The sequence below is a fragment of the Sphingomonas sp. LHG3406-1 genome (genome assembly GCF_029637485.1).
In the GTDB taxonomy this organism is placed as follows: Bacteria; Pseudomonadota; Alphaproteobacteria; order Sphingomonadales; family Sphingomonadaceae; genus Sphingomicrobium.
Genome location: NZ_CP069128.1, coordinates 1,782,069 through 1,806,484 on the forward strand (window position 1 = coordinate 1,782,069; position 24,416 = coordinate 1,806,484).

21 protein-coding genes are annotated in these 24,416 nt (G+C 69.0%); 8 read left to right on the forward strand and 13 right to left on the reverse strand.

What is annotated here, in order from left to right:
• Positions 1–90: 90 nt before the first annotated feature.
• From JOY29_RS08650 to JOY29_RS08690, 9 genes are all read right to left on the reverse strand, one after another.
• Positions 91–1,722, reverse strand: coding sequence for a M28 family peptidase (locus tag JOY29_RS08650; RefSeq protein WP_300973121.1), 1,632 nt, complete (start codon positions 1,720–1,722; stop codon positions 91–93).
• Positions 1,723–1,732: 10 nt separating this feature from the next.
• Positions 1,733–2,722, reverse strand: coding sequence for a UDP-glucose 4-epimerase GalE (galE, locus tag JOY29_RS08655; RefSeq protein WP_300973122.1), 990 nt, complete (start codon positions 2,720–2,722; stop codon positions 1,733–1,735).
• A gap of 98 nt (positions 2,723–2,820) precedes the next feature.
• Positions 2,821–3,216, reverse strand: coding sequence for a DUF2147 domain-containing protein (locus JOY29_RS08660; RefSeq protein WP_300973123.1), 396 nt, complete (start codon positions 3,214–3,216; stop codon positions 2,821–2,823).
• Between the two features lie 73 nt (positions 3,217–3,289).
• Positions 3,290–6,799, reverse strand: coding sequence for an error-prone DNA polymerase (locus JOY29_RS08665; RefSeq protein WP_300973124.1), 3,510 nt, complete (start codon positions 6,797–6,799; stop codon positions 3,290–3,292).
• A 9-nt stretch (positions 6,800–6,808) separates the two neighbouring features.
• Entirely contained in the window at positions 6,809–8,344 is a 1,536-nt protein-coding gene (locus tag JOY29_RS08670; protein ID WP_300973125.1) for a DNA polymerase Y family protein, read from the reverse strand.
• Complete coding sequence (locus JOY29_RS08675) at positions 8,268–9,005, reverse strand: hypothetical protein (RefSeq protein WP_300973126.1); 738 nt, start codon at positions 9,003–9,005, stop codon at positions 8,268–8,270. The genes JOY29_RS08670 and JOY29_RS08675 overlap by 77 nt, the downstream gene beginning before the upstream one ends.
• 145 nt (positions 9,006–9,150) lie before the next feature.
• Positions 9,151–9,690 carry a DUF4142 domain-containing protein gene (locus JOY29_RS08680; protein WP_300973127.1) on the reverse strand — a complete coding sequence of 180 codons (540 nt, stop codon included), beginning with the start codon at positions 9,688–9,690 and terminating at the stop codon, positions 9,151–9,153.
• 117 nt (positions 9,691–9,807) lie between these two features.
• Positions 9,808–11,199 (reverse strand): class II fumarate hydratase, encoded by a 1,392-nt coding sequence (gene fumC, locus JOY29_RS08685; protein WP_300973128.1) that lies wholly within the window; start codon positions 11,197–11,199, stop codon positions 9,808–9,810.
• A 110-nt stretch (positions 11,200–11,309) separates the two neighbouring features.
• Entirely contained in the window at positions 11,310–11,795 is a 486-nt protein-coding gene (locus JOY29_RS08690) for an SspB family protein (protein ID WP_300973129.1), read from the reverse strand.
• A 52-nt stretch (positions 11,796–11,847) separates the two neighbouring features.
• On the opposite strand from JOY29_RS08690, the gene JOY29_RS08695 reads away from it, so the two are divergent.
• Together JOY29_RS08695 and JOY29_RS08700 are read left to right on the forward strand one after the other, a co-directional pair.
• Positions 11,848–12,225 carry an HIT domain-containing protein gene (locus tag JOY29_RS08695; RefSeq protein ID WP_300973130.1) on the forward strand — a complete coding sequence of 126 codons (378 nt, stop codon included), beginning with the start codon at positions 11,848–11,850 and terminating at the stop codon, positions 12,223–12,225.
• 92 nt (positions 12,226–12,317) lie between these two features.
• A complete protein-coding gene (locus JOY29_RS08700) occupies positions 12,318–13,913 on the forward strand; it encodes an amino acid permease (protein WP_300973131.1) in 1,596 nt (531 codons plus the stop codon).
• Between the two features lie 79 nt (positions 13,914–13,992).
• On the opposite strand, the gene JOY29_RS08705 is transcribed toward JOY29_RS08700, so the two are convergent.
• Positions 13,993–14,985, reverse strand: coding sequence for an adenosine kinase (locus tag JOY29_RS08705; RefSeq protein ID WP_300973132.1), 993 nt, complete (start codon positions 14,983–14,985; stop codon positions 13,993–13,995).
• Between the two features lie 92 nt (positions 14,986–15,077).
• On the opposite strand from JOY29_RS08705, the gene JOY29_RS08710 reads away from it, so the two are divergent.
• Positions 15,078–15,431: a hypothetical protein gene (locus JOY29_RS08710; RefSeq protein ID WP_300973133.1), complete on the forward strand. Its 354-nt coding sequence runs from the start codon at positions 15,078–15,080 to the stop codon at positions 15,429–15,431.
• On the opposite strand, the gene queG is transcribed toward JOY29_RS08710, so the two are convergent.
• A complete protein-coding gene (gene queG / locus JOY29_RS08715; RefSeq protein ID WP_300973134.1) occupies positions 15,428–16,471 on the reverse strand; it encodes a tRNA epoxyqueuosine(34) reductase QueG in 1,044 nt (347 codons plus the stop codon). The two genes, JOY29_RS08710 and queG, sit on opposite strands and share 4 nt — an antisense overlap.
• A gap of 40 nt (positions 16,472–16,511) precedes the next feature.
• Here queG and JOY29_RS08720 point away from each other — a divergent pair, with 40 nt between their 5' ends.
• Together JOY29_RS08720 and JOY29_RS08725 are read left to right on the forward strand one after the other, a co-directional pair.
• Positions 16,512–17,459 carry an ABC transporter ATP-binding protein gene (locus tag JOY29_RS08720; protein ID WP_300973135.1) on the forward strand — a complete coding sequence of 316 codons (948 nt, stop codon included), beginning with the start codon at positions 16,512–16,514 and terminating at the stop codon, positions 17,457–17,459.
• Entirely contained in the window at positions 17,456–18,658 is a 1,203-nt protein-coding gene (locus JOY29_RS08725; protein ID WP_300973137.1) for an ABC transporter permease, read from the forward strand. Before JOY29_RS08720 ends, JOY29_RS08725 begins: the two co-directional genes overlap by 4 nt.
• 22 nt (positions 18,659–18,680) lie before the next feature.
• On the opposite strand, the gene JOY29_RS08730 is transcribed toward JOY29_RS08725, so the two are convergent.
• Positions 18,681–19,262, reverse strand: coding sequence for a GGDEF domain-containing protein (locus tag JOY29_RS08730; protein WP_300973138.1), 582 nt, complete (start codon positions 19,260–19,262; stop codon positions 18,681–18,683).
• 123 nt (positions 19,263–19,385) lie between these two features.
• On the opposite strand from JOY29_RS08730, the gene purE reads away from it, so the two are divergent.
• From purE to JOY29_RS08745, 3 genes are read left to right on the forward strand one after another with little or no spacing between them, the layout of a single operon-like run.
• The gene (gene purE, locus JOY29_RS08735; RefSeq protein WP_300973139.1) at positions 19,386–19,859 is read left to right on the forward strand and encodes a 5-(carboxyamino)imidazole ribonucleotide mutase; all 474 of its coding nucleotides are present in this window, start codon (positions 19,386–19,388) and stop codon (positions 19,857–19,859) included.
• Positions 19,856–20,911 (forward strand): 5-(carboxyamino)imidazole ribonucleotide synthase, encoded by a 1,056-nt coding sequence (locus JOY29_RS08740; protein ID WP_300973140.1) that lies wholly within the window; start codon positions 19,856–19,858, stop codon positions 20,909–20,911. Before purE ends, JOY29_RS08740 begins: the two co-directional genes overlap by 4 nt.
• Before the next feature lie 32 nt (positions 20,912–20,943).
• A complete protein-coding gene (locus JOY29_RS08745; RefSeq protein WP_300973141.1) occupies positions 20,944–21,450 on the forward strand; it encodes a hypothetical protein in 507 nt (168 codons plus the stop codon).
• A 70-nt stretch (positions 21,451–21,520) separates the two neighbouring features.
• Here JOY29_RS08745 and JOY29_RS08750 read toward each other — a convergent pair whose 3' ends face one another.
• On the reverse strand, positions 21,521–24,325 hold the full coding sequence (locus JOY29_RS08750; protein ID WP_300973142.1) for a pitrilysin family protein: 2,805 nt from the start codon (positions 24,323–24,325) through the stop codon (positions 21,521–21,523).
• Positions 24,326–24,416 lie beyond the last annotated feature (91 nt).

Below are 24,416 nucleotides of genomic sequence, written 5' to 3' on the forward strand. Positions count from 1 at the left end.
TCTCTAATCTTGGTTGTCAGCTGACGCCCCGGAAGGCTTGCGGTGCGCCCCTATGGGAGGCGCCCCGCAGAGTCAAGGTTGGCGGGCGCCTCAGCGGCTGAGCTTGGGCTGGTTGGCGCCGAAGCTCCTGCCGAAATAGCTGTCGGCATACCAGCGCGGCCGCTCGGCCGCGTCGGCGAGCTGCCGGGCGATGCGGTAGTTGAGCTCGCCGAAGCGCGCGCCCGCCTGCCAGTCGATCCCCTGCTTCACGTCGTCGCACGGCGAATGGTAGCAGCCGCCGCCGAGGAACTTCTTCCACTGCGCCTCGCCTCCATTGGCATAGCCGGTCATCAGGAAGACGCTGGGCACGCCGCGGGTGACGAAGCGGTAATGGTCGGAACGGACGAACAGGCCCTGTTCCGGCATCGGGTCGGCCGAGGCGGTCACCTGCATCGAGCGGCCGGCGGCATCGACGGCCTGGACGATGTTGCTGTGCTCCGCGCCGAACGGGATCACGTCCTGGAACGGATAGAGCAGCAAGGGCATGTCGAGGTTCACCAGCGCCGCGATCTGCTGCAGCGGCACCGTCGGCTTGGTCGCATAATAGTCCGCGCCGACCAGCCCGAGCTCCTCGCCGGTGACGGCCAGGAACATGAGGGTGCGGCGCGAAGGCTTGCCGGAAGTGACGAACGCCCGGGCCGTCTCGATCATGGTGGCGACGCCGCTGGCATTGTCGAGCGTGCCATTGTTGATCGCATCATCGCCCGCCTTGGCGTTCTTGCGGACGCCGATGTGGTCGAGGTGGCCCATCAGCGCGACATGCTCGGCGGCGAGCTTCGGATCGCTCCCGGGCAGCAGGCCGATCACCTGCGGGCTGGTGAAGTCGCTCCATTCGCTCGTCGCGCGGACCGTGAGCCGCCCGGTCAGCGGGAATCCCTTGGGCGAGCGGCCTTCGCGCGCTTCGGCCTGGACCGCGGCGAGGTTCTGGCGGGCGCCGGCGAACAGCCGCTCGGCGGTCGCCTGGGTGAGGGACATCCTCAGCAGGCCAGAGGCGGCCCCCTGCCCGCTGCCGCCCTTGCCGTCCGCCCAGCTGGTGAGCGGACGCGCGGCGATCACCGACGGCGGCGCCCAGGCACTGGCAGCGGCGTTGGTCGGAATCTCGAGAAAGCCGACGGCGCCACGCGCGGCCGCCATCTGCGCCTTGACCGAGCCGATGTGCGAGGCGACGTCGGACCGCAGCCCCTTGGGCGCCCCCCCGAGCGCGACGACGATCTTCCCCTTCGCGTTGACGCCTGCGTAATCGTTGATGCCGAGCACCGGATCGGCGATGCCGAAGCCGACGAACACGAAATCGGCCGCCACGTCGGTCTGCTTGTTGACCAGGTTCGGCCGGATGGCGATGTCGACGCCCTGCTGGAGCGTGACCGCGGCGCCCTTGGCGGCGAAGCTGACGCTCGGCGTTCCGGAAATGGTCGCGCGGCGGAACGGCACCTGCTGGTACCAGCTGCCATTCTCGCCGCCGGGCTTCAGGCCGAGGGACTGAAACTGGCTGACGACATAGCCGGCGGCGATCTCATGGCCGCGGCTCCCGGTATCGCGCCCCTCGAGGAGGTCGCTCGACAGGAACTCGACATGGGCGCGCACCCGGTCGGCCGCCGACGCCTGGGCAATGGTGTCGGAAGGCTGGGCGGCGCCGATCAGCGCGAAGGCGAGCGGCAGGGCGGCGAACGTGGTCAGGCGCAAGCTAATGTCCTCAGGCGTACAGGCGGCGTTCCCAGTCGAGCGCGCTCTGGATGATGGTGTCGGTATCGGCGAAGCGCGGTGCCCAGCCCAGCCGTTCGACCAAGCGGCGGTTGGAGGCGACGAGTTGCGGTGGATCGCCCGCGCGGCGCGGTCCCATCACCCGCGGCACCGGCGCGCCGTTCACCCGGTCGAGCGCATCCAGCATCTCGAGGACCGACGTGCCCCGGCCATAACCGCAGTTGAGGGTGAAGCTCTCCGACGGGCTGGCGATCAGGCTTTCCAGCGCCAGCACGTGCGCGCTGGCGAGGTCCGACACGTGGATATAGTCCCGAATGCAGGTGCCGTCCGGCGTCGGATAATCGGTTCCGAACACGTTGACATGGGGGCGCTTGCCTACCGCCGCCTCGCAGGCGACCTTCAGCAGGTGGGTCGCCCCCTTGCCGACCTGGCCCGAGCGGCCCTGCGGATCGGCGCCGGCGACGTTGAAGTAGCGCAGCGCGCCATAGTTGAAGGCACCGGTCGCGGCGATGTCGCGGAGCATCTGCTCGGTCATCAGCTTCGACCAGCCATAGGGGTTGATCGGGCGGGTCGGCGTGTCCTCGTCGATCGGAACCGTGTCGGGAGCGCCATAGGTCGCGGCAGTCGAGGAGAAGAGGATGTGGCGGACACCGGCCGTCATCGCCGCGCCGACCAGCGCATGGCTCGCGACCGTGTTGTTGCGATAATAGAAATGCGGATCGGAGACGCTCTCCGGCACCACGATCGACCCGGCAAAGTGCATGATCGCGCCGATGTTGCGCTCGGCCAAGACCCGCGCCATCGCCGCGCCGTCACCGACGTCGACCTCGACCAGCTCCACCCCGTCCGGAACCGCCTCGCGGCGGCCGTTGGAAAGATTGTCGGCGACGACGACCCGCCAGCCGGCATCGTGGAGGGCGAGGACGGCGTGGCTGCCGATGTAACCGGCACCGCCGGTGACGAGAACTGGAGGCTTGCTCATGGTTAAGGCCGCTAGCCGCGTCACCGCGCGATGGAAAGGGCGGCGGGTGTCCTTGCTCCGACGCCTTGGTCGCGAGTGCCGTCAGGCGGGCCCGCCGGTCAGTTGACGCGCGTCCAGACCTGCGTCTTGCAGATGACGCCGGCAACGCAGCCGGTGACGCTCATCCGGTCGCGCGACTGCATGGTCACGGTGCTGCCGACCTTGGACCGGACCTTGGGGACATAGACCTGGCCCTTCCAGCGGCCGGGGCCGGCCGGCTTGAGGCCAGTCAACATCTGCTCGCCTTCGAGCTGGTCGACGCCGTTCCGGGCCGCCTTGGCCTGCTGCTTGGCGCTGGCCTTGACGACCTTGCCGCACCAGCTGCTGCCGCAGGAGGCAATTTGCACCACGACCGACTTCTTGGGATTGGCCCACAAGCCCTCGATCGGGCTTTGCGCGGCAGCCGGGGCCGCGACGAGCAACAGGCTCGCACCGAGGAGAATGAGGTTTCGCATAACGTTCTTATAGCATCCGCGGCTTGCGCTAACCTTGCCGAAGCATGGCGGGAATGTGGCAGGCGACGCCCGGTCAGTGCGTCGGGCAGTTGATGATCCGTGCCTTGGGGATGATCTCGGCCTCCCGCGGGTGGCGGGCCATGGGTGGGCGGCTGGGACCGGCGCCGTCGCCGCGGCCGACCCGGGGATCGAGCGCCTGGCCGTCGCTCAATGTCCGCAGCCGCCAGCTTTCGTCTTCCAGCCGGCTGGCGATCAGGTGGCAGACCGCCTCGTCATGCTGGACGATGCCGTGGACGACCATCAGCCGTGCGCCCATCACCACCTTGCGCTGCGCGGCGAAGGCATCGGGCCAGACGACGAGATTGGCGGTGCCTGTCTCGTCCTCGAGGGTGATGAAGCAGACGCCCTTGGCGCTGCCCGGCCGCTGCCGGATGAGGACCAGCCCGGCGAGGCTGACCCGTCTGCCATAGCGGATGTCGCGCAGGTCCGCGGCACGGACGAAGCCCTGGGCCGCATAATGGTCGCGCAGGAACTGCATCGGATGCGCCTTCAGGCTGAGGCGCAAGGTCTGGTAATCGCTGACCACATGCTCTGCGAGCGGCATGGTGGGGAGGACGGCCTTCTCCCTTTCCTCGCCTTCATCCCGCGCCCGGGCGGCGGCGAAGAGGGGGAGTTCGGGCGAGGGCCGGAGAGCGCGGGCGTCCCACAGGGCTTGCCGGCGGTCGAGTCCGATCGAGCGGAAGCAGTCGGCCTCGGCGAGGCGGACGACGGCATGGGGCGGAACTCCGCCGCGGCGGTGCAGGTCTTCCACCGTGGCATAAGGGACGGCGGCGACGAGGCGCGCGGCATCCATGGCGCGGAGGCCCTCGACCTGGCGGAGGCCGAGGCGGAGGGCGACTTCTCCCCTCCCGCTTGCGGGAGGGGTCGGGGGAGGGCCTGTGCGAGGAGCATTTGACACGCCCTCCCCTCCGCGCTTCGCGCTCCTCCCCTCCCGCAAGCGGGAAGGGATGTGCTCCAGTGAACAATCCCAGCCGCTCTCGTTCACGTCCACCGGCAGCACCGTCACGCCATGCGCTTGCGCGTCCTTCACGATCTGGGCGGGCGCATAGAAACCCATCGGCTGCGAATTGAGCAGTGCCGCCGCGAAGGCCGCCGGATAGCGCCAGCGCAGCCAGCTCGAGACATAGACGAGGTGGGCGAAGCTGGCCGCGTGGCTTTCGGGAAAGCCATATTCGCCGAAGCCGCGGATCTGGTGGAAGCAGCGTGTCGCGAACTCGCGCTCGTAGCCGCGCGTCACCATGCGTTCGACCATCTTGTCCTGGAGGAGGTCGATGGTGCCGCGGCTGCGGAAGGTGGCCATGGCCTTCCTCAGCTGGTTGGCCTCGGCCGAGCTGAACCGCGCGGCGTCGAGCGCGATCTTCATCGCCTGCTCCTGGAACACCGGCACGCCGAGCGTGCGCTTGAGGATCCGCTCCAGCTCGTCGGGCGGGCCATGGTCCGGCGAAGGCCGGGGATAGACCACCGCCTCCTTGCCCTGCCGGCGCTTGAGATAGGGGTGGACCATGTCGCCCTGGATCGGTCCCGGACGGACGATCGCCACTTCGATGACCAGGTCGTAGAAGCAGCGGGGCCGGAGCCGTGGCAGCATGTTCATCTGCGCCCGGCTTTCGATCTGGAAGACGCCGAGCGAATCGCCCTTGCACAGCATGTCGTAGACTTGGCTCTCCTCGCGCGGGACGGTGGCGAGTTCCCATGTGTCGCCGTGCACCTCCTCGATCAGCTGGAAGCATTTGCGGATGCAGGTCAGCATGCCGAGCGCAAGCACGTCGATCTTGAGGATTCCGAGGTCCTCGATGTCGTCCTTGTCCCATTCGATGAAGGTGCGGTCGGGCATGGCGCCATTGCCGATCGGCACCGTCTCGATCAGCGGCCGCTCGGTCAGGATGAAGCCGCCGACATGCTGGGAAAGGTGGCGCGGCATGCCGATCAATTGTTCGGCGAGCCGGATGGTCCGGGCGAGGTGGGGATCGGAGAGGTCGAGCCCGGCTTCCCTGACGTGGGTCTCGGTGACGTCCTCGCCCCAGCCCCAGATGGTGCCGGCGATGGCCGCGCAAATGTCCTCGGAAAGGCCCATCACCTTGCCCACCTCCCGGATGGCCGAGCGCGGACGATAGTGGATCACGGTCGCGCACAGCCCCGCGCGGTCGCGGCCGTACTTCTCGTAGATGTGCTGGATCACCTCTTCGCGCCGCTCATGCTCGAAATCGACGTCGATGTCGGGCGGCTCGCGGCGTTCTTCGGAGATGAAGCGCTCGAACAGGAGGTCGGTGGAGGACGGATCGACCGCGGTGATGGCGAGGCAGTAGCAGACCGCGCTGTTCGCCGCCGACCCGCGGCCCTGGCAGAGGATCGGCGGCTCGCACGAGCGGGCGAAGGCGACGATGCTGTGGACGGTGAGGAAGTAGCGGGCGAAGTCGAGCTTCTCGATCAGCCGGAGTTCGTGGTCGATCTGCCGGACCACCCTGTCGGGCACGCCGTCCGGATAGCGCTCCTTCGCGCCTTCCCAGGTGAGGTGGACCAGTTGCTCCTGCGGGGTGCGTCCCTCGGGCACGCTTTCGCGCGGATATTCGTAGCGGAGCTCGTCGAGGCTGAAGTCGAGGCTGTCGGCGAACGCGCGGGTGGCCCGGATCGCATGCGGCCAGCGGGCGAACAGCCGCGCCATCTCCTCCGGCCCCTTGAGGTGCCGCTCGGCATTGGCGTGGAGGCGGTAGCCGGCTTCGGCCAGCGTCACCTTCTCGCGGATGCAGGTGACGATATCCTGCAGCGGCCGCTTCTCGGGTGCGTGATAATGGACGTCGTTGGAAGCAAGGATGGTCCCGCCGATGCCCCGCGCCATGCGGTCGAGCCGCTCGATGCGGGCGAGGTCGTCGCCCCGATAGAGATGCGTTGCGGCGATGTGGCGGAGGTCGGGGATGGCGGCGAGAATCCGCGGCAGCCGGGCCTCGAACGCGTCGAGGTCCTCGCCCGGCCAGGCGATGAAGGCGATCCCCTCGCGATGGTCGGCGACATCGTCGAGCGACAGGTCGCACGCGCCCTTGACCGCCCGGCCCTGGCCGAGGCTGAGCAAGCGGGCGAGGCGGGCATAGCCTTCGCGGTCGACGGGATAGGCGAGGAGTTCGATCTCTTCCTCTCCCCTTCCGCTTGCGGGCGGGGCTGGGGGAGTGCCTGCCACCAGTCGCAACAAGCCCTCCCCGTCGCCACTCCTCGGCTCTTCCTCCTCCGCGCGTGGACAGGGGGAGTCGTGCACCACCAGCCGGCACCCGATCAGCGGCCTGAGTCCGGCCGTCCTGGCATTGGTGTGGATCCTGACCACGCCGGCCAGCGTGTTGCGGTCGGCCACTCCGATCGCGTCCATGCCGAGGTCCATGACGGCCGGGATCAGTTCGAGCGCGTCGGACACGCCGCGGAGGAAGGAAAAAGGGGTGGCGATGCCAAGCTCGACGAATGGCGCCCTGGGGATGGGCGCGAGCGGGCCGCCGCTCCGCTCCAGCCGGCGGCGGGCATAGCCTTCCTGTTCAGGCATGGTCCCGCCTCACGCGAACAGCCCGTGGACGAACCACGCCGGCGGGCCGCCGCGACCGTCGCCGACCAGGCCCTGGCGGAAGATCCAGAAGCGGCGGCCTTCGCTGTCCTCGACCTTGTAATAATCGCGCAGCCGGGCGCTCGACCGCTCGCGCCACCATTCGGGGGAGATCCGCCGCGGGCCCTGGGCCCGGGCGATGTCATGGACCTTGCGCCGCCAGACGAAGCGTCGTGGCAGGCCTTCGGGCGTGGCATAGATGACGGCGATCTCCTCGGGCGAGTCGAGCAGGCGGGTGGGATCGTCGCCTTCCCGCTTGCGGGAGGGCGTGGCGGGCAGGGAAGCCGCCACCCCTTCCACCCATCCCGCCGCCCGTTCGGGCACATGGCTCTCCGCCGGTGCCGGCCGCCGCACCTTGCCCGGTCCCAGCCGCACGCTCAGCCGGTCGACCAAGGCGGCGATGGCGGTGTCGGCGGTGGGCGGCCCGAGCAGGGCCTCCTGCGCGGAATCGAGCCGTTCCCACCAGCGCACCTCAAGCGCGAAGGCGTCGATGCCGAAGCCCGGATCGATCCCCTGCCGCTCGAGCATGCCCGACAGCAGGCGGTGGAGGTGGCCGGGCTCGCGCGACGGGATGGAGGTGGCGACCTCCACCTCGCCGAGGCTGCCGTCGACCCGATAGGCGGTCAGCACCAGCTGCCGGGCGCCGAGCTTGCGGGTCTCGAGCTCCCGCGCCAGCCGGGGGACGAGCTGGCGCAGCGCCTGCTCCAGCGCTTCCGGATGCACCACCGGCTCCTTGATCGGCAGCAGCGCGCGGGGCGGCGGGTCCTCCGGCAGCGGGGTCAGCGGCTCGGGCTTGCGCCCCAGCGCCCGGTCGAGCGCGTCCAGCGGATGCTCGTCCCTGGGGAATCGCCGGGCGAGCGTCTTGCGCGGCACGCCGGCAAGGTCGCCGACCTGCTTCAGCCCGAGCCGCACCAGCATGTGGGTGGCGATCGGTGACAGGCGCAGCGCGCCGACGGGGAGCGGGGCGAGGACCCGCGCCAGCTCCTCCTCATGGACCGGGCGCGGCCGGGGGGCGTAGCGGGCAAGGGCCCAGGCCGCGCCGGCCGTCGGCGCGACCGCCGCCCGCGCGCCGACACCCATGGCCTCGAACCGGGCCACCATGTCGCCGAGCAGGCCCTGCTCGCCCCCGAACAGATGGGCGATTCCGCTCACGTCGAGGCGCAGGGCGTCGCTTCCGTCCACCTCGACCAGCGGCGACCAGCGGCTCGCCCAGCGCGCCGCGGCGCGCAGCCAGGCGGCCTCGCCGGCGACATCGGCCGCTTCCGCTTCCAACGCGGGATCGAGGGCACGGGCATCGGCGAGCCGGCCGCCGGGCCGCGCCCCGCGCTCCGCCGCGGCCGGCGTCACCGCATGGATCAGCTGGCCGTGGCGGCCCTCGACGGTGAGGACCAGCGTCCGGGCAAGCGCCGCCTCAGGCGTGCCGCTGCCATTGGCCCAGCGCTCGATCGCCAGGTTCGGCAGCCACAGGGAGCAGATCCGGCGCTTCATCGCCGACCAGCCAGGTGCCGGGAAGCCGGCGGCGGGAGCGGAACAGCTCGGCCTTCCAGCGCGGCGCGCCGGGTGCCCTCAAATCGAACGGATGATCGGCGCTGGGTGCGCTGGCAAGGCGCCAGCGTTCGCGCGCACCGCTGAGGTTGGCGCTGCCCTGCAGCCGGATCAGCCAGCAGGCGACGCCCGACCGCTCGGACGCCACGGCCAGGCGCCGGGTCGCGGTGAAGTCCAGCGCGGCGGAATCGCCCCAGAGTTCGCCGATGACTCCCCCTAGCGCCGGACATCGGAGCCCCTCCTCCATCGCCCACAGCGCCGCCTTGGCATCGCGCGCCTCGACATGGATGAGGCGCGGTGCGGCTGCGCCGAGCCCCGCCGCATGGACCCGCCCCGCCTCGAGGATCGCCATCCGCTCCTGCACCCACAGCAGCGGCTTGGACGGGGCGAGCCGGGCGAGGACGAAGCCGGTCCAGCCGGCATCGCGCGGGGAAGCGGCGAACAGTTCGGAGAGGATGGCTTCGTGCCCCCTCCCTGCCGCCGGCGGTGGTGGGGAGGGCGACCGCTCGGCCGGAGGCCGCGTGGTGGAGGGGCCGCCAGCGTCGCCAGGGGCCCCTCCATCCCCGTGCCGCGTACGGCGGTCCCCCTCCCCATTGCCATGCAACGGGGAGGTTGAAGAGGCCGCGCGGGATCCCCCGCCGGCGACCAGGCGAAACCTTGGGTCCACACGACTCGCAACGCTGTTGTTCTGCTTTTGTTCTTATTCGCGCGAGTCCGCGAACGGAGTCAATCGGGCGACTCGGCAGGACCTAGCGGGCGAGGAAGCGGTTCATCCCGAGTGCGCCGGCATGATCGCGCTCGGCAGCGAGGGCGAAGCGCGCGAACTGGCGCAGGGTCGGGCTTCCGCCCGCCGCCGCGAACCGCTCATGCAGGATCACGGCCTCCTGATGGGCCTGGAGCAGGCGGCGCTGCAGCCCGACCTCGAACGGCTGGCTGGCTTCCAGCATGGCGAGCCACTGCCGTTCGGTGGCGTTGAGCCGCGGCGAGGGCAGCAGGTTCACGCGCTGCCCGGCCATGCGCAGCTGGGCGGACAGGCCGCGATGATCGGTGGCGAGCGCCTCGAGCCGGTTGCGAAGCGCCGGATCGCGGGTCCGCTCCAGCCCCAGCGCGCAGGCCCGGGCGACAAACTGCTCGATCGAGGCGATGCGCGTGACATAGTCGACAGGCGTGAGGGCGGGTCCGGGCACCTGAACCGGGCTCGGCGCGGGGCGTGGCGCAGGAACGGGCATCGGCGCCTTGGTCGCGCAGCCGGCGAGGAGGAGCGCGAACAGAGGGAGAAGCTTGCGCATGATCGTCATCCCGGGCTTGAGCCGGGATCCGCCTGCCTTCGCCCGGGCAGCCGAAGGAAGAAGAAGGCGGGCCCCGGGTCAAGCCCGGGGCGACGTGCTTGTTCGGCGTGCGCCTGCTCAGCGCCCGATCATCGCCTCGGGCCGGACCACCCGGTCGAAGGTCTCCGCGTCGACCAGCCCCAGCTCCAGGCCCGCTTCCTTCAGCGACTGCCCCTTCTTGTGGGCATGCTTCGCGATGGCAGCGGCGTTGTCGTAGCCGATCTCGGGCGCCAGCGCGGTGACCAGCATCAGGCTGCGGGCGACGAGGTCGCGGATATGGTCCTCGTTGGCGACGATCCCCTCGACGCAGCGCTCGGCGAAGCTGACCATGCCGATCGACAGCAGCTCGACCGAGCGGAGCACGTTCGACCCGACCAGCGGCATGAAGACGTTCAGTTCGAAATGGCCCTGCATGCCGCCGATGGTCAGGGCCTGGCCGTTGCCGATCACCTGCGCGCAGACCATCGTCAGCGATTCGCACTGGGTCGGATTGACCTTGCCCGGCATGATCGAGCTGCCCGGCTCGTTCTCCGGCAGGCTGAGTTCGCCGAGGCCCGAGCGCGGGCCGGAGCCGAGGAAGCGGATGTCGTTGGCGATCTTGTTGAGCGCCACCGCCAGCGTCGCCAGCGCGCCGTGGAAGAAGACGAGGCCGTCGCGGGCCGCCATTTCGGCAAACTTGTTGGGGGCAGGGTGGAAGGAGGAGCCGGCAATGTCGCTGATCGCCGCGCACATGTCGTCCGCCCAGCCGTCCGGCGCGTTGAGGCCGGTGCCGACCGCCGTGCCGCCGATCGCGAGCTTGCGAAGATTGCCCTCGAGCGCGCCCTCGATCCGGGCCCGGCAGGAACGCAGCTGCGCCGCATAGCCGCTGAACTCCTGGCCGAGCGTCAGCGGCGTCGCATCCTGCGTGTGGGTGCGGCCGATCTTGACGATTCCGTCCCAGGCCCTCGCCTTCTCCTCGAGCGCGACGGTCAGCCGCTCGAGCGCCGGGTAGAGCTGCTGTTCTGCGCTGAGCACCGCCGCCACGTGGAGCGCGGTGGGGAAGCTGTCGTTGGACGACTGGCTCTTGTTGACGTGATCGTTGGGATGGACCGGGGCTTTGCCGCCGCGGGTCCCGGCAAGCGCCTCGTTGGCGAGGCCGGCGATCACCTCGTTGACGTTCATGTTGGTCTGGGTGCCGCTGCCCGTCTGCCAGATGGTAAGCGGGAACTGGTCATCGTGGCTTCCGGCGATGATCGCCGATGCCGCCGTCTCCATCGCGTCCGCAAGCTTCGCGTCGAGTCCGTGCTTGCGGTTCACCCGCGCCGCCGCCTGCTTGACGATCGCCTGGGCATGGACCAGCCGGATCGGCATCCGCTCCCGCTCGCCGAACGGGAAATTGCCGAGGCTGCGCTGCGTCTGCGCGCCCCAGTAGCAGTCCGCCGGGACCTCGATCGGTCCGAAGCTGTCGGTCTCGGTGCGGGTGTTGGTCATGCGATCCCTCAAGAACGTCATGCTGAACTTGTTTCAGCATCTTGTCTGAGGGAGGCGCCTAGCCGCGAAATGGATCCTGAAACAAGTTCAGGATGACGGCCGAGGGCCGGTCACTTCTTCCGCGTGAAGTCCACCGAGACGACGTTCGACCCGTCCTCGACCGGCACGACCGCCGGAGCGTCATTCTCGGCGTCGTCATGCTCTTCATGACCGTCGTTCTCGGCGCCATTGGCCTGGAACTTGAGGCTGAAGTCGACGGCCGGATCGACGAAATCGGTCACCGCCGCGAACGGCACGCGCAGGGTGGCGGGAACGCCGCCGAAGCTCAGCCCGACGGTGAAATGGTCCGGCGCGACCTTCAGGTCCCAGTAGCGGTGCTGGATGACGATCGTCATCTCGTCCGGAAAGCGCTGGGCGAGGTGCTTGGGGATCTCGACCCCCGGCATCCGGGTGCGGAAGGTGATGTAGAAATGGTGGCCGCCCGGCAGCGCGCCGCCCTTCTCCACCGAGGAAAGGACGCGCCCGACCACATCGCGCAGGGCTTCCTGCACGATCTCGTCGTAGGGAATCAGGCTTTCCGGAGTCTCGTCGGCCATGCGTCGAACTGGTAGCGAGGCATGGACTAGGGTCAACCGGGAAACGTGCCTTATGCCGATCGATCACAAGCAGCCGTACGACGACAGCAACATCTTCGCCCGAATCCTCCGCGGCGAACTGCCGTGCAAGAAGGTGATGGAAAACGAGCATGCGCTGGCCTTCCACGACATCAACCCGCTCGCGGCCGTGCACGTGCTGGTCATTCCCAAGGGCGCCTATGTCAGCTGGGAGGATTTCTCCGCCAACGCGTCGGAGGCGGAGATCGCCGGCTTCGTCCGGGCGGTGGGCGAAACGGCGCGGATCGTCGGCGCCGAGCCCCAGGGCTATCGCCTGCTCGCCAACACCGGCAAGCGCGCCGGCCAGGAGGTGCCGCACCTTCACGTGCACCTGTTCGGCGGCCAGCCGCTCGGCCCGATGCTGGCGCGCTGAGTGTCGCCTTTGTTGCAGAGGGATTGCACCAGAAGAACAAGCCGCTAGGCTCCGCGCCGAACGGCTTAAGTCATGCCGCTAAGGGGACCTTGATGAGATTTGCCCGCGTCAAACCGCTCGACGCCATTCTGGCGACGGCCGAGAAGAAATCACTTCACCGCTCGCTTGGCGCGATCCAGCTGACCCTGTTCGGGATCGGCTGCGTGATCGGCACCGGCATTTTCGTTCTGACCTCGGCCGGTGCGCAAAAGGCCGGCCCAGGGCTGATGCTGGCGTTCGCCATCGCCGGCGCCATCTGCATCGTCGCCGCCCTCTGCTATGCGGAGATTGCGGCCATGCTCCCGGTCGCAGGCTCCGCCTACACCTACACCTATTCGGTGATGGGCGAACTGCTCGCCTGGACGGTCGGATGGGCGCTGGTGCTGGAATATGCGGTCGCAGCATCGGCGGTATCCGTCGGCTGGTCAGGCTATTTTTCAGGGACCATCCTGAATGAGTTCTTTGGGGTGCAATTGCCGGCGTGGCTTGCGGCCGGTCCGCTGGCGCTCGGCGGCGCCCCTGGCGGCCTGATCAACCTTCCGGCGCTGGTGATCGCCCTCCTGGTGACCTGGCTCCTGATGATCGGCACCAGCGAAAGTGCCAAGGTCAACGCCGTGCTGGTGGCGATCAAGGTGACGGCCCTGACCGCTTTCATCATCCTCACGCTGCCCGCCGCCGAGGCCGAGAAATTCAACCCGTTCCTGCCCGCGGGCGTGTTCGGGGGGTTCGGCTCGGGTGTCGGAGCGGTGGGCGCGGCTGCGACCATCTTCTTCGCTTATGTCGGCTTCGACGCGGTCTCCACCGCGGCCGAGGAAACCCGCGATCCGCAGCGCAACGTGCCGATCGGCCTGGTCGGCAGCCTGCTGTTCTGCACCGTCTTCTACATCCTGGTCGCCGCCGGCGCGATTGGCGCCTCTCCAACCGGCGGTCAGCCGATCTTCGGTCCGAACGGCATTCCGTTCCCGGCCGGTTCGGAGGAACTCGCCCGGCAGTGCGCGCTCCCGCAGTATAGCGAGTGGCTGGTCTGCTCCAACGAGGCGCTTGCGCACGTGCTGCGCGAGATCGGTTATTCCTCGATCGGCAACATGCTCGGCATCGCGGCCTTTGTCGCCCTGCCGTCGGTCATCCTGATCCTGTTGTTCGGCCAGACCCGCATCTTCTTCGTGATGAGCCGCGACGGCCTTCTTCCCGAGAAGCTCTCGACCATCCATCCAAAGTGGAAGACCCCCTACATCGTAACGGCGCTGACCGGCGCGGTGGTTGCGGTGGCCGCGGCCTTCCTCCCGGTCGGCGCGCTTGCCGACATCGCCAATGCGGGCACGCTCTACGCCTTCATGATGGTGGCGATTGCGGTGATGATGCTCCGCAAGACCGAACCCAACCGGCCGCGCAAGTTCCGGACACCGGCCTTGTGGTTGATCGGCCCGCTGACCATTGCAGGCTGTATCTTCCTGTTCCTCAACCTTCCGTTTGAAGCCATGATCGTCCTGCCGGTCTGGGCTGGGATCGGCCTCGTCATCTACTATCTCTACGGTTACCGCCACAGCCACCTTGGCCGCGGCATCGTCGAGGTGCCGGAAGCGGAAGTCGACATGCTGCAGCCGAACGTAGCTGGCATCGGCGGCGAAGGCCCTGATCAGCGCGACTGATCGCAGGCGACAGCTAAAAAAGAAAAGGGCCGGTGCAGTGATGCACCGGCCCTTTCCTTTTGCCCGTTAGCGGGACCGCTCAGAGGAGATCGGAAGCCAGCGCCTTCAGGTCCTGCTCCGGCCTCGCACCATAATGCTGGATCACCTCGGCCGCGGCGATGGCGCCAAGCCGGAGCGAAGCTTCGAGCCCGAGCCCGCGCACTTCGCCGGCAAGGAAACCGGCGGCGAACAGGTCGCCCGCACCGGTGGTGTCGACCAGATCGGCAATGGGCTCCGCCGCGACCCGCGCCCGCTCGGTGCCGCGCACCGCGACCGCACCCTGATCGCCGTGCGTGGCGACCAACAGCGGCACCTTCGGCGCCAGCGCCTCGACGGCGGCATCGAACGTCGACGCGCCGGTCATGGCGATCAGCTCGGCCTCGTTGCCGAACAGGATGTCGAGCCGCCCCTCGTCCAGAAGGCGCCGGAAGTCGTCCCCGTGGCGATCGACGACGAACGTGTCGGAGAGGGTCAGCGCAACCTTTCGCCCGGCGGAGCGGGCAGCGGCCATCGCCTCGACCATCGCCGCGCGCGGCAGCTCGGGATCCCACAGATAGCCTTCGAGGTAGAGGATGCTGGCATCGGCGGCGACGGACGGATCGAAGTGGCCAAGCTCGAGCCGCTGCGTCGCGCCAAGAAAGGTGTTCATCGTCCGCTGCGCATCGGGCGTGACGAGGATGAGGCTGGTGGCCGTGGCGCCGATGCCGCCGCGGGGCGCGACGATGAAGTCGATGCCCTGCGCCTTGATGTCATGGGCGTAGATGGCGCCGAGCTGGTCGTCCGCCACCTGGCCGGCGTAGGCGACCTTCAGCCCCAGAGCGGCAAGCCCCGCCGCCGTGTTGCCGGCCGAGCCGCCGCTGATCTCGCGCCCCGCCTTCATGCGCCCGTAGAGGCGGGTCGACTCGGCTTCGTCGATCAGCCGCATCGAGCCCTTCACCAGCCCCTCGGCCGAGAGGAAGGCATCGTCGGCGTCGGCGATCACGTCGACGATGGCATTGCCGATGGCCAGCACGTCGTAGCGGGGAGCGGTCATGAAAATTCCTGGATGATGGGGTCGATAAAGTGCGCGGGCGGGTAGCCGCCACTCGCTTGTCAGTCCAGCGCATTGCCGCCATGGCCTTCCCGATGCGCCGCCTGTTCCCCCTTGCCGCCCTGATCCTCGGCGCCTGCGCCACTACGCCGCGACCGGCACCTCCGGCCGCGCAGCCGAGGCCCGAGGCGCCGCCGCCGGTGCGCACCAATCTGTCGGGCCTGGCGGAACCGGATCTCGTCCGCCGCTTCGGTGCCGCGCCGTTCCGGGTCAGCGAAGGTCCGGGCCTTAAGCTCCAGTGGCAGAGCGCGACCTGCGTCCTCGACACCTACCTCTACCCGCCCCAGGGCGGAGGAGCGGCGACCGTCCTCCATGCCGACGCACGGCGGCCGCTGACGGGGGAGACCATTCCCGTCGAGGTCTGCGTGGCGAGCTTCCCGGTCCGCTAGGCGGTCAGGCGCCCTGCCGCCCAGCCGGCGGCTTCGGCCACGACCGGGTCCTCGTCGCTGCGCAACCGTTCGACGTGCGGGCGCAGGGAAGGATCGCCGCTGTTCCCCGCCGCGATCAGGCAGTTGCGGAGGAAACGCTTCACTCCGATCCGCTTGATCGGACTGCCCGCAAACAATGCCCGGAAGCCCTCGTCGTCCAGCATCAGCAGGTCGGCGAGCCTCGGCGCGACCAGTTCGGCGCGCGGCAGAAAGGCCCTGTTCGCCTGCGCCTGCTCGGCAAAGCGGTTCCACGGACAGGCGGCAAGGCAGTCGTCGCAGCCGTAGATGCGATTGCCCATGGCCTCTCGAAACTCGAGCGGGATCGGGCCACTATGCTCGATGGTCAGGTAGGAGATGCACTTGCGGGCATCGATCCGGCGCGGGCCGTCGATGGCGCCGGTCGGGCAAGCGGCCATGCAGGCGGTGCAGCTGCCGCAATGGTCGCGCCCCGGCTCGTCGGGTTCGAGCTCCAGTTCCGTGAAGATGACGCCCAGGAACAGCCAGTTGCCGTGGCTGCGGGAAAGAAGATTGGTATGCTTCCCCTGCCAGCCGATCCCGGCGGCGGCGCTCAGCGGCTTTTCCATCACCGGCGCGGTGTCGACGAACACCTTGAGCTGCGACGGCACGCTGTCGACGATGAAGCGCGCGAGGGCCTTGAGCGCCTTCTTGACCGTCTTGTGATAGTCGGCGCCCTGGGCATAGACGCTGATCCGGCCGTGATCCGGCGCCCCCTCCAGGGCACGCGGGTCGGTTCCGGGCGCATAGCTCATGGCGAGCGCGATCACGCTCCTGGCCTCCGGCCACAGCGATTGCGGATGGGCCCGCTGGCCGGCCCTCTCCTCCATCCAGCCCATCGTCCCGTGGCGGCCTTCCGCCAGCCACGCGCGCAGCGCCTCGCCCGCCTGCGGCACGGCATCGGCGCGCGCAAAGCCGCACGTGACGAAGCCGATCCGCTCGGCCTCCGCCCGTATCCGTTCCTTAAGACTTGCAGGCTCAAGCACTTGGTCTCACTACAGGCGGCGAGACGGGGAGACCAGACGAGTGCTGCAGCAGGCGAGTGGGGGCGACTTTGCCGTCGAAGCCCACGATCTGGTCAAGGATTTCGGTGACAAGCGCGCTGTCGATGGTGTCAGCCTGGAGGTCCCGACCGGCAGCATCTTCGGCCTGCTCGGCCCCAATGGCGCGGGCAAGACGACCAGCCTGCGTCTCCTGCTCGGGATCATCGATCCCGACAGCGGCACGCGCCGCCTGCTCGGCCGGGCAGCACCGCTCGAAGCCGCATCGGACGTCGGCTACCTGCCCGAGGAGCGCGGCCTCTACCCGGCGATGACCGCCCGCGAGGCAATTGCCTTCATGGGTGCTCTTCGTGGGCTCCCCCTTGCCGAAGGCCGCCTTCGCGCGTCCGCCATGCTCGCCGAGCGCGGGCTGTCGGACTGGGAGAAGAAGCCGATCCGCACCTTGTCCAAGGGCATGGCGCAGACGGTGCAGCTGCTCGGAACGCTGGTCCACCGGCCCAGGCTGATCGTCCTCGACGAGCCCTTCTCCGGCCTCGACGCGATCAACCAGGAGAAGCTCGAAGGGTTGATCCGGGCCGAGGCGGCGGGCGGCGCGACGATCATCTTCTCGACCCATGTGATCGCCCATGCCGAGCGCCTGTGCGAACGGATCGCGATCATCGCCGGCGGCAAGGTCGCCTTCGCCGGCGAAGTCGATGCGGCCCGCGGCCGGCTTCGCCCGATCGTTCGCCTGCAGACCCGGGCGGCCGACGGCCCCTGGCGTGCCGCCCTGCCGCCAGGAGCGCGTCAGGTCGGGCGCGAGTGGCGTTTCGAACTCCCGCAGGAGGGTCCCGAGCCCTTGCTTCGCGCCCTGCTTGAGGGCGGTGCTGGCATCGAAACCCTGTCGATCGAGCGGCCGGGCCTGCACGACGCCTTCGTCGCGATCGCCGGGGCGAGTGCCGTGGAAGCGATGGCGCAGGAGGTCGGCGCGTGACCCGCTCGATGAACCGCTTCCAGGCCGCCTTCGTCATCGCCCGTCGCGATTATGCGGCGACCGTGCTCAGCCGGACCTTCCTCTTCTTCCTGCTCGGCCCCCTCTTCCCGCTGGCCATCGCCGGCCTGTTCGCCGGCATCGGCGCGAACGTCGGCAGTCGCGAACTGCCGCAGCTGGCGGTCATCGCCGCGCCCGCCGACTTCGCGCGTCTCGCTTCGGCCCGGGAGCAGCTCGAAGGCATCCCCGGTGTCGGCGGCTTCCCGCAACTGGTCCCGGCTGCCCCGGGCACAGACCCGCGGGCCTTGCTTGCCGCCAGGGACAGGCCGGTCGTCGCCGTCCTCGTCCGGCCATTCGACAATCCCCGCCTGATCGGCGCGGTCGAGCGGAACGGGAGCATGAGCGGGCAGGTGCGCCTGATGATCGCCCGCGCGTCGCCTGCAGCCGCCCCGCTGCCCGACATCGCGGTCGAGCGGGTCGCCGGGGCGTCCGGAGCGGTCGAATCTGCACGGGCCACCACCGCCCGTGCCGGCCAGGCCCTGCTCTTTTTCCTGACTCTGCTCCTGTCCGGCATGCTGTTGTCGCAGTTCATCGAGGAGAAATCGAACAAGGTCATCGAGATCCTCGCCGCCGCCGTCCCCGTCGAAACGGTGTTCCTTGGCAAGCTGTTCGCGATGATGACCGTCAGTCTGACCGGCATCGCCGTCTGGACCAGCAGCGGGCTGGCCGCGGCCTTGCTTCTCGTGCCTTCGGAACGCCTGATGTCGCTTCCGGCGCCGGCGGTCGGCTGGCCCTTCTTCTTGTTCCTGGGCTGCGCCTACTTCGCGATGAGCTACCTGCTGACCGGCGCGGCGTTCCTCGGGATCGGAGCGCAGGCGAACTCGGCGCGCGAGGTTCAGACCCTGTCGATGCCGGTCACGATGAGCCAGGTCGCGCTGTTCGCCATCGCCAGTGCGGCGGTCACCAACCCCTATGGAGCAAGCGGCCTGTTCGCCGCCGCCTTCCCCCTGTCGTCGCCCTACGCGATGATGGCACGCGCCGCGATGGATCCGGCGATCCTGCCCCACCTTGCCGCACTGGCATGGCAGATGCTCTGGCTGGCGCTGATCCTCAAGCTGGCGGCCGCCTGGTTCCGCCGCTCCGTGCTCAGCGGCAAGAGTGGCAGGAAGGGCTGGTGGAAGCGCAAGGCCGCCAAGGCGTGAGCGCCCCGGCGCGTCTCCCGGCCTAAGCCGCCGCCTTCTGTGCGTACATTGCCTGGTCGGCGCGGGCGAGCACCGCTGCGGGCGTGTCGCCGGGCCGGATCTCGGCGATGCCGATAGCCGCGGACAGCGGGATGGCACTGCCGTCGTAGGTGAAGCTGCTGTCCGCGATGCGGTCGGTGAGCCGAAGCGCCGTTTCGGTCGCCTGGCCAAGATCGATCCGCTCGAGCAGCACGGCGAATTCGTCACCCCCGAATCGGGCCACGCAATCGCTCTGGCGCACGCCGCCGGTCAGCAGCTCGGCGACATGGATCAGCGCCGCATCGCCGGCTTCGTGCCCAAAGCTATCGTTGACCATCTTCAGCCCGTCAACGTCGACGAACAGCAGCGCACCGCAGTCGCCATAGCGCTCCGCCCGGTCGATCAGCGCCAAGAGCTGCCGTTCGAACCCGCGGCGGTTGGGGACAGGAACGAGCGCGTCGTGATGGGCCAGCCGGTCGAGTTCGCCGACCTGCCGCTCGAGCCGGGCGACCGTTGCGCGCAGCCGTGCGATCTCCGCCCGCAGGACCAGCGGATCATCGTCGATCATCGGTCGCTCGTCCGTCATCACCGTCCCCGCTGCTTACGGCTGCACGGCCCATAACCCAGATCAAGGCTCTTGGGGAGCGGGTGACAGCACGCACGCGCCGCTCTAGACAGCAGCCCGAGCTGAGGAAGGCGATCGGGGCTAATGGACGTCGGTATCATCATGGGTAGTCAGTCCGACTGGGAGACGATGCGACATGCCGCATCCATTCTCGACGAGCTCGGCATCCCCCATGAAGCAAAGGTGGTGTCCGCGCACCGTACACCGCAGCGCCTGTACGAATATGCAACAGGAGCGAAGGCCCGCGGGCTCAAGCTGATCATCGCCGGTGCGGGCGGAGCGGCCCATCTTCCCGGCATGACCGCATCGATGACCAGCCTTCCGGTCCTTGGTGTACCGGTCGAGAGCAAGGCCCTGTCCGGGCTGGATAGCTTGTTGTCCATCGTCCAGATGCCGGGCGGCATCCCCGTCGCCACTCTGGCGATCGGCAAGGCGGGTGCGATCAACGCCGGGCTGCTCGCCGCCTCGATCCTCGCCCTGTCCGACCAAGCCCTGGCGGGACGCCTCGACGCCTGGCGGGCGCGGCAGACCGAGAGCATCGCCGAGCAGCCCGAGTGATCCCTCCCGGAGCGACCATCGGGATCATCGGCGGCGGCCAGCTTGGCCGGATGCTCGCCCTCGCCGCAGCCCCGCTCGGCTACAGGTGCCACATCTTCGACCCGCATGAATCGCCCTGTGCCGCCGATGTCGCCGCAAGCTTCACGCGTGCCGCCTTCGACGACGTGCCAGCACTGGAGCGCTTCGCCGCCGAGTGCGCGGTCGTCACCTACGAGTTCGAGAACCTTCCCGTCGGCCCGCTTGCGACCATCGCCGGCAAGCTCAGGCCCGGCACTCCTAGCCTGGCCATCGCGCAGGACCGCGCGGCCGAGAAGGCGTTCGTCGAGGAGGCGGGCGCCAGCCCGGCCGCCTGGCGCAAGGTCGACGGGCCGGACGACATCAGGGCCGCGGCCGAGGCGCTCGGGCTCCCGCTCGTGCTCAAGACGCGGCGCGACGGCTATGACGGCAAGGGGCAGGCATGGCTTCGCTCCGCCGATGCCGCCGACCGACTGTGGCAGGAACTTGGCCAACGGCCGCTGGTGGCGGAACAGGCGATCCGCTTCGAGGCGGAATTCTCCGTCGTCCTTGCGCGCGGCGCGGATGGGGCCGTCGCCTTCTTCGATTCGACCCGCAACATCCATGAAGGCGGTATCCTGCGCCGCTCGGAGCTGCCGGCGGGGCCGGCGATCGAGCGCCATCTGGCGGAAGCCCGCACCCATGCCGCGGCGATCGCCGAGCGGCTCGGCCATGTCGGCGTGCTCACGGTCGAGTATTTCGCCTGCGCAGCAGGTCCCCTCGTCAACGAGATAGCGCCGCGTGTGCACAATAGCGGGCACTGGACCATCGAAGGCGCCGCCACGTCGCAGTTCGAGCAGCATATCCGCGCCATCTGCGGGCTCCCGCTCGGCGGCACGACCCTGCGGGCGTCGCGGGTGACGATGGACAATCTGATCGGCGACGACATCGAGCAATGGCCGGCGTTGGTCGCCGACCCTGCCGTCAATGCGCACCTCTACGGCAAGGGCGAGCCCCGGTCCGGCCGCAAGATGGGGCACGTCACGCGCCTCGGCTAAGCCGCCGACGAAACACCCAGGGGCTTCGCGAGTTGTGGCCGCGTAGCCGACCATCGGAGTTCCGGATCCTGTACCGCCTCGCGCCGCTGGCCTTGCTGGCGTTCGCCGCCAGCACTGACGCCGCTGCCCCCGCGCCTCCCGGCGCGGCGCTCCGCTTCATGCGCGGCGACTGCGAGGCGCTGGCGATGCCGGGCGGCCGCGGCACCAACTGCCGGCCGGAACTGGTCAACCTCGTCTATGCCTCGGGTGCCGTTTCCTTCGTCTTCACCGGCAATGACCGCCGTCTGCTGAGCTTCAGGGGCCGGGTCGCCGGCAACCAGGGCGACCAGGCTCGGGTGCGTGTCGAGCAGGTGACCATCGTCGCCCCTCGCGGGGGTGCCGTCCGGACCCAGCCGGCCAAGGGCTCGTGCCTGCTCACCCCATTTGCCGTCGACCGCAGCCGCCTCGATTGCACGGCAACGGGCAATGGCGGTCGCTATTCGGGCACCTTCCGGACCAGCGACGAGCGGCCGCGCCTCGTCACCCTCACCGGCGCCTGAAACGTAGAAAAAGGAACGGGCCCCGGCGTTCCCGCCGGAGCCCGTCCTCATTGGTTCAAGGACTTGGGCCTCACTTGGGCTCGATCACCTGCACCGGATAGCCGAGCTTCGCGAGCTGCGGCTGCACCTTGGCGGCCTCGCCGACCACCAGCCAGGTGAAGGCGTTGGGATCGATCGCCTGACGCAGCGAGGAGTCGATGCCGGCCTGGTTCAGCGCGCGATACTTGGCCGCCAGCTGCTCCTGATAGTCGTCCGGACGGCCAAGCAGGCTGTTCGACAGCATCGCGTTCAGCACCGCGCTCGACGTTTCGAAGCGGCCCGGAAGCGTGTTGACGTTGTTGCTGACCAGTCGGCCAAGCTCCTCGTCAGTCACGCCCTTGGTGCCGAGCAGGTCGGTGACCTGCTGTTTGACCGCGGCGATCGAGTCACCGGTCCGGTCGGCCTGGACCGGCGCCGTCAGCACATAAGGAACGCCGTTGCGGTTCAGCGAGAAGTTGCCGCCCGCACCGTAGCTCCAGCCCCTGGTCTCACGCAGATCGGTGTTGATGCGCGACAGGAAGTTGCCGCCGAGCACTTCGCTGCCGGCCTGCGTGGCAATGATGTCGGCACGCGGGTCGAGTCCGGTCACCTGCGCCGCGACAACCACCGACTGCGGCGCGTTCGGCACGTTGACGAGGTAGATGGTCGGCTGGCTCGGACGGGCCGGAGCCGCGCCGAACTGCTTGACGCCCTTGGCGACGCCGGCCGGAGCCGCCCAGTTGCCGAAGCGGCGCTCGAGCTGCTGCGTGAGCTGCGCCAGCGGCAGGTTCGAGACGACGAAGATCTCGACATTGTCCGGCCGCAGCCACTTCTGCTGGAAGCCGACCACGTCGTTGCGGGTGAAGGCCCGCATCGCCGCTGCGTCGCCGGCGCCGACCGTCGCATAGGGGTGGCTGGCACCCCAGATGAGCGACGGCAGGGTGCGCGTCGCGATCCCGTTCGGATCACGCTGCTGCGCGGCGATGGCGGTCAGCGCCTGTGCCCGGACGCGCTCCAGCTCGGGCTGGGCGAAGGTCGGCTGCTCGACCAGCGTCTCGAGCAGGTCGAGGCTGGGGGCGAGGTTGGCCGACAGGGCCGACAGGGTCACCGTGCTGCGGTCGAGGCTGGACCCGGCGCTGATGTCGGCGCCCAGTTCTTCCTGGCGCTCAGCGATCTGTTGGCTGGTGAGGCTGCCCGCACCTTCCTCCAGCAGGCCGAGTGCTAGGCCCTGGAGCCCGCGCTGGTTCGGCGCATCGGCCGCCTGGCCGGCGTCAAACGCCAGCGCCATGGTGGTCACCGGAACGGCGTTGCGCTGCGCATAGTTGATGCGGATGCCGTTCGAGAGCGTCGCGCGCTGGATGGTCGGGAAGTCGAGCGCGGCGAAGCTGCCGACCTCAGGAAGCTCGCGCCTGGTGGGCGGCGGCGGGGTACCGGCACCCTTCTGCGCAGTCGCACCCTTCGCCTCGACATAGGCCGGACGGTCACCCGGTTCGAGGCGGATCTTGAGCGGCGGGCGAACCAAATACTGGCGGAACGCTGCCTGCACCTGTGCCGGGGTGACCCGGGCATATTCCTCGAGCTGCTTCTTGAAGAAGTTCGGATCGTTCGCGTAGAGCTGGCCTTGCGCCAACGCTACGGCCTTGCCGCCGAAGCCGCCGACCTGTTCCAGCCCCTTGATGGTACCGGACACTTCCTGGGTGGCGGCGCGCTTCAGTTCCGCCTGGGTCGGCCCCCTTGCGATGAAGTCGGCCATGAGCTCATCAAGACGCTTCTCGACCTGGGCCGGATCCACACCCGGGCGGACGGTCGCCTGGACGGTGAACAGGCCGACGCGGTGCTGCGGCTGGGCACCGGCGGAGACGCTGACGACCAGCTTCTCATTGCGCACCAGCGCATTGTCGAGGCGCGAGCTGGCGAGGCCGCCGAGCACCGAGCCGCCGAGCTCGAGCGCGGCGGTCTGCTTGTCGAGCAGGCCGGGGATGGCCCAGGCCCGGGTCAGGATGACGGTCGGCACGCGATCCTTCATCACGATCGTCTTGCCGCTGGCGGCCGGCACGGCGGCCATCGCCGGCGTGTTCACCGGGCCGCGCTTGATCGCTCCGAAATACTTCTCGACCAGCGGACGGGCTTCGGCGGCATTGATGTCGCCGGCCAAGACCAGAACCGCATTGTTCGGCCCGTAATTGTCACGAAACCACTGCTGCACGTCGGCGAGGCTGGCGGCGTCGAGATCGGCCATCGAGCCAATCGGCGTGTGATGGTAGGGGTGGCCGGCCGGGAAGAGGTTGCCGAAGATCTCGTACTGGACCAGGCCGCCTGGCCGGTTGTCACCCTGACGCTTCTCGTTCTGGACGACGCCGCGCTGGTTATCCAGCTTCTCCTGGGTCACCGCGCCGAGCAGGTAGCCCATGCGATCCGATTCCATGAACAGCGCCTTCTCGAGCGCGGCCTTGGGCACCGTCTGGAAATAGTTGGTGCGGTCGAAGCTTGTGGTGCCGTTGAGGTCGGTCGCGCCGATCTGCGCGGTGTACTTGAAGTAATCGTCCGGCAAGTTCTCCGAGCCGTTGAACATCAGATGTTCGAACAGGTGGGCAAAGCCGGTCTTGCCCCGAGGCTCGTCCTTGGAGCCGACATTGTACCAGACGCTGACGGCCACGACGGGCGCCTTGCGGTCCTCGTGGACAACGACGGTCAGGCCGTTCTGCAGCTTGAACACCTGGTTGGGAATCTTCACTTCGCTGACGAGCGAGGGCAGCGGCGCGGCGGTGGTGCCCTGGGCAGCCGCGACGGACGGCATGGAGAGCGCGCCGAGGGAGGCGCCGGCAAGCAGCAAGGAGAGTCGGAACGGATGGCGCATGAGTCTGAAGCTCCACGGGAAACTAGAACCGGCGATGGGTGGGGCTATTCAGGTCATTGAACGCTTGTTCATCGACAAACGGCGGCTGGAC